Raw genomic sequence first — 5,613 nt, forward strand, 5'->3', positions numbered from 1 at the left:
CATCAAGAAAGCGGGATCGCAGCTCAGGCGGCGGCAGCTGACAATGATCGCGCTTCAGAGTGAGACGATGCCGATGGTTGGCGACCGTGTCATATATATGATCGCGCAACAGCCGAGGGATGAGAAATCCAGACGCTGCCAGCCAATTCCAAGGCCAAGCAAGACGACGTCCGATGCGCAGGACAGCATCAGATTTTACATAACAGCACCCGTTCTCGATGAGGACGACGCTGTCTCCCGCTGACATCTCCTGCTTGGCTAACAATGCTTGACCAACGGCGCTCTGTTGCGCCGCAAAGCGGAACACCGCCTGGCGGTCGCGGGCGGCGATCCAGTGTGCGCTCGCATGGCAAAACAGGCAATCGCCATCAAATAAGATGACAGGATGCATCACGTTCCCTCCATTGACCGGCTGTCGACCGGCTCGATGCAGGCGATCACGTCGTTTTTCGGCGAGTTGACCAGCGGCGCCACTTCGTACATGCGCATCTCGCTGCTCGGATACGGACGCAGCAACGATTTCAAATACTCGCTGTCGTCTAAACGCGGATCCAGCCAGTCTTCATGCTGCTCGGGAGGCAATATGACCGGCATCCGATCGTGAATGGGGGCGATGAGCTCGTTCGCCCTCGTCGTCATGATCGTGCACGTCTCAAGCGGCCCGCTCGCTCCCTCCCAGCGCTCCCACAGACCGGCAAACCCAAACGGCGCATCCGTTGCAAGCGTAAACCGATACGGCACTTTTTTCGATCCCTCTTTTTTCCACTCATAAAATCCATCGGCTAAAATCAAACAGCGCCGCCGCTTGAACGCATGGCGAAAACTCGCCTTCTCATCGACTGTTTCCGCCCGGGCGTTGATCATTTTGACACCGATGCGATCATCTTTCGCCCAAAACGGCACAAGCCCCCAGCGCATCATTTTGCCGATTCGCTCCCCTTCTTCCACAATGACCGTCAACACCTCCTGGCTCGGGGCGATGTTGAACCGAGGCGCAAGCGAACCTTGATAACGGAAACGAAACAACGCCCGCAATGTTTCCAAATCAACTGTCAACGTAAACCGACCGCACATGGCATTCACTCCTCGATTCGTTGATCAATGCCATCTTCATTCTCTATTTCTTCCATTATAATACAAAAAGCGGCCGAACACGAATCGCAGCCGCCTTACGAAGAAGTTTTTACCAATGAGCGCAAAAACGCCGACACTCTTTCTACATACTCATCGCTGTAGAGAGAAAAACTTTTCACATGATCCGCTTTGTCCGTCAGCCATAGTTGAAACGCATGCGGATGGGTGTTGTACAACTTCACACTTTCTTTGTATGGAATCGAACGGTCGTCTTTGCTGTGGATGAACAAAATCGGCCTCGGCGCGACACGATCGACCGCATGGATGGGCGAAGACACACCCAAATCCAAATCCGCAAGCGCCGGGACGATCGCTAAAATCAAATACGTAAACGGCACATCGGGCAAGTGCGTCCATACCGGCATATTGGCGCGCAAATACGATTCGAGGTCGCTAAACGGGCTGTCCGCAATCACCCCGCGAACATCGCTGTCTTCTGCCGCCGCCAAAATCGATGTCGCCGCCCCCATTGAAACGCCGTATAAGGCGACTGGCTCGCGATAGTGCCGCTTCGCGTAATCGATGACGCCAAGCAGATCGTCTTTCTCTTTGACGCCGATCGTAATCATATCGCCTCCCGACTCGCCGCTCGCGCGAAAATCAAACAAGATGACGCGGTACCCGTCGTCAACAAGCCGCTTGGCGAGCGGCAAAAACGGCACGTTTTTCTGAATCCGGTTGCCGGCATACCCATGGGCAAAAATGACCGTCATCTTCGCCGCTCCTTTAGGCGGAATGATCCAGCCTTCGAGCGCCGTTTTCCCATCTTTGCTTGTAAATGTCGCACTTTCATACGCCATGCCATAGTCTTTCGGCGTCATGGTAACCGGCTCGCGCGGTTTATGCGTCAGCTGCCAGCCGACATAAACGGACAAACCGACGCAGGCGAGCAACCCCAAAATGACAACGCCAATGGCCGCAGAAATCCAAACGCGCCGTTTTGTCCGGCGCGGCGTGCGCACCACTTCCATGTCCGTTTTCCCCTTCCTTTCTTTCATCCTACTTGTTGAATTGCTCATTTGGCAGTCAAAAAAAGAGATGTCCGCCAAAAACGAACATCCCTTTCGCCCATGGCCCGCTTCATGCCGCCAACTTACGAATGCGCGAGCGGCGCAGACGCTCCTTTACATCTGACGATCAAGTCAAACTCGCGCACCGACGTCATGCGTTCATCGACGAGCCCGCGCTCCCAAACATGGCGCAAAAACAGCTCAGCGATCAACCTGTTCCGTTCGTCTTCTTGCCCGCGTTCAAGGGCGATGATGCTCAAATACAGATCGCACATCCGATTGGCGATCGCTTTCGCGTGGAACGTCTGGACCTCTTCCGACTGGCCGTTAAGACGCGCCAGTGCTGCCCCCATTCCTTAAGCCCTTCTTCGACCGGGCGGGCGAGCGGCTTCACGTCAGCTGCCAAACGCTCAAGGCGCTCCTGCATCTCGGCGGCAAACCGTTCGTGGATGCGATATTTGCGCATCAACCGCAGCACCTCGAGCGCCAAAATGTTCGCCGTCCCCTCCCAAACCGTCAGCACTTGCGCATCGCGCAACAGGCGTGGCGTGACAAAATCTTCAATATACCCGTTGCCTCCATGCATTTCAATCGCCTCATGGCTGAACGCGATTGCCTCTTCGGCGGTGCGCATCTTAAGGAGCGCAATCAGCAGCCTGAGCCATGCTTTCTCCGCCTCGCTCGCTTCATGCGGCGCGGCCATGACGCGGTCAAACAAGGCGATCATGTCAAAGCAGGCGCTCGTTTCCACTTCCTGTCTCGCCGTCAAATTGGCAAGCGTCTCGCGCACCATCGGGTAATCCGTCAAGACATGGCCAAAGGCAGTGCGTCGCTCAGCGTATTGTTTCGCCTCTTCAAGCGCCCGCTTCATGATGCCGACGGAAGCAACCGCATTGCAGACGCGCGAGAGATTAAGCGCTTCCATCATATAGTAGAAGCCTTTCCGCGGATCGCCGACCACATACGCCTCGGCCCCGTCAAACACGACTTCGGCCGACGGCACGGCGCGCACTCCTAACTTATCTTTCAGGCGGCGAATCGAGATGCCGTTTAACGTCCCATCTTCTTTGCGCCACGGGACAAGGAACAAGCTCAGCCCTTTCGTCCCCGGCCCGCTCCCGTCGATGCGCGCCAATACGAGCGCCACGCCGCAGCGGCCGGCATTGCTGGCAAAATATTTTTCCCCATATAGTTTATAATGGTCGCCGCACGGCACAGCACGCACCGCGTTGGCGCCAACGTCCGACCCGCCTTGGCGCTCGGTTAAAAACGTCGCCCCTTCATACAGTTCGACCTCACCGGTGGAAGTGACATGGGGCAAGTACCGTGCTTTTAACTCGTCGTCGGCGAAATGTTCAAGCACATAGGCGGTTGCCATCGTCAGCGTCACCGGACAATAAAACCCGGGCTCAGCTTGGGATAAAATGTACCCTTGGGCGTACGAATACATGTAGTTTCCTTTTCTTCCAAGCTCGGGAATCGGTTTGTGCACATAACCGACAATGCCCGTTTCGTACGTCTGTTTTGCCGTCTGCACGTATCCTTCGTTTACCCATACTTCGGAAATGTCGTTCCCAAACCGGTCGTACTTGATGAGGCGCGGCTGCCCTTCGCGGTCGGTGTGCACGGCGCGGCGGTCGACGTCCGTCAAGCAAAATTCGTAAAACGACGCGAGCTTTTCTTCCGCATACCGATACAATTCGTCATCCAAATGCCGTTTCAAATTCGCCAGCAAATTCGGATCGACTTCATAAAGCGGTTTCATCGTCTCTCCCCTTTCCCCTCTTCTTATCGTCCCTGTGCTCCCTGCGCCGTCGTCTCCCACATCCGCAGCACTTGTTTCAACACTTTTCCCGTCGCATTGCGCGGCAGTTCAGCGATCGCCTCATACAGACGCGGAATTTTATAGTCAGCCAGCTTGTCAGATAGGAAACGCTTGCACTCTTCCGCAAGCGGTTCGAGAGGTTGGCTCAATACAACAAACGCTTTTGCTGTTTCGCCCCACTCCGGATGCGGCACGCCGATCACGGCAACATCGGCGATCGCCGGATGCGTTCGCAGCACATCTTCGACTTCCTTTGGATAAATGTTGACACCGCCGGAAATGATGACATCTTTTTTCCGGTCGACGATCCAAATGTAGCCGTCTTCATCGCGGCGCGCCAAATCGCCGGTGTACAGCCAGCCGTCTTTGATCACCTCGTTCGTTTTTTCTTCGTCCTTGTAGTATCCTTTCATGATGCTCTCCCCGCGCAGCACGATCTCCCCGACCTCGCCGGGCGCAACTTCCTGTCCGTTCTCATCGACGAGGGCCACCTCGCAATGAAGAGCGGCATCTCGGCCGACGCTCCCCGCTTTTTCGCCATGCTCCTCAGGAGACAAGTACGTCCCGTTCGGGCCGGCTTCGGTCAAACCGTATAAACACATCATCCGCCCGGCGCCAAAGCGGCTGGCGACAAACTTCACTTCCTCACGCGACAGCGGAGCCCCGCCGTACATCCAGCAACGGACCGAAGAAAGGTCGTATTCGTCAAACCGCGGATGCTTCGCCGTCAACAAATACGCCACTGGCGCGCCGAAAAAGTGGGTGATCTTGTGACGCTCGACCAGTTCGAGCAACGCATCCGGGGAAAACGCAGGCGCTAGGACATGGGTCGCACCGACGTACGTGCCGCCTATGAAAAACAAATGAAGCGGCGCTGAGTGGCTGAGCGGCATGAGATGCAGCAGGCGGCTTTGACGGTCGATTTTCGTTTCGATCACGATCATGTCCGCAACCGTGATCACATTGCGATGCGTGAACAACACCCCTTTTGGCCGCCCCGTTGTCCCCGATGTATACAAAATCGTCGCCTCATCATCCTCTTTGGCTGGGCAGACGATCTCTTCTGGATCACCCGAATCGATCAACTCCTCGAGCGACAGCCAACCGCCTTCCGCCTTCCCGGTCTTCACCCAGATTCCATCGCTTCCACCGACAAGCGGGGCGAGCACTTGATGCACCCAATCGTGGGCGATGAGCGCCTTTGCCTCGCTATGGCCGAGAATATACTGCACCTCAGCCGCCGTCAAGCGCGCGTTAATCGGCACAACAACCGCGCCAAGGCGCAAAACGGCAAAGTACGAAACGGCAAACTCTTTGGTATTGGACATATACAGCGCGACTTTATCGCCGCGTCCGACACCAAGCCGAGCCAATGATGAGGCCAAGCGATTGACCATGCAGTTGACCTCGGCATACGACAGCGATGATTCTCCTTCGATGACCGCCGTTTTCTCTGGAAATTTCCTCGCATTCCGGGCGAGCAGCTCTGAAATGTTCATCCATCCGATTCCTCCCATTCTCGCAATCGCTGTTCAAAATCGGAAAGCAGCGCTTCCATCTCCGCCTTCAGCTGAAGCAAATCCTCGATCCGCTCGCTCACCTCCTTCAATTTCCGCCGCCCGTATTCGAAAATTTTGCCGAAAA

4 protein-coding genes and 2 pseudogenes are annotated in these 5,613 nt (G+C 55.7%); all 6 read right to left on the reverse strand.

Going from position 1 to position 5,613, the window contains the following annotated elements:
- The coding region (locus T260_RS123015) for a thiol-disulfide oxidoreductase DCC family protein (protein ID WP_023634552.1) at nucleotides 1–391 on the reverse strand (391 nt) is incomplete at its 3' end.
- A complete protein-coding gene (locus T260_RS123010; protein ID WP_014195652.1) occupies nucleotides 391–1,074 on the reverse strand; it encodes an SOS response-associated peptidase in 684 nt (227 codons plus the stop codon). The genes T260_RS123015 and T260_RS123010, both read right to left, overlap by 1 nt.
- Before the next feature lie 95 nt (nucleotides 1,075–1,169).
- Complete coding sequence (locus T260_RS123005) at nucleotides 1,170–2,105, reverse strand: alpha/beta hydrolase (RefSeq protein WP_011230989.1); 936 nt, start codon at nucleotides 2,103–2,105, stop codon at nucleotides 1,170–1,172.
- A 122-nt stretch (nucleotides 2,106–2,227) separates the two neighbouring features.
- Nucleotides 2,228–3,909, reverse strand: a pseudogene (locus T260_RS01000000138170) (acyl-CoA dehydrogenase family protein).
- A gap of 23 nt (nucleotides 3,910–3,932) precedes the next feature.
- The gene (locus tag T260_RS123000) at nucleotides 3,933–5,468 is read right to left on the reverse strand and encodes a class I adenylate-forming enzyme family protein (protein ID WP_023634553.1); all 1,536 of its coding nucleotides are present in this window, start codon (nucleotides 5,466–5,468) and stop codon (nucleotides 3,933–3,935) included.
- Nucleotides 5,465–5,613: pseudogene (locus T260_RS122995) on the reverse strand (MerR family transcriptional regulator); the annotation flags it as partial. The pseudogene T260_RS122995 and the gene T260_RS123000, both read right to left, overlap by 4 nt.

The organism is Geobacillus thermopakistaniensis, assembly GCF_000498995.1.
Lineage (GTDB): Bacteria > Bacillota > Bacilli > Bacillales > Anoxybacillaceae > Geobacillus > Geobacillus thermoleovorans.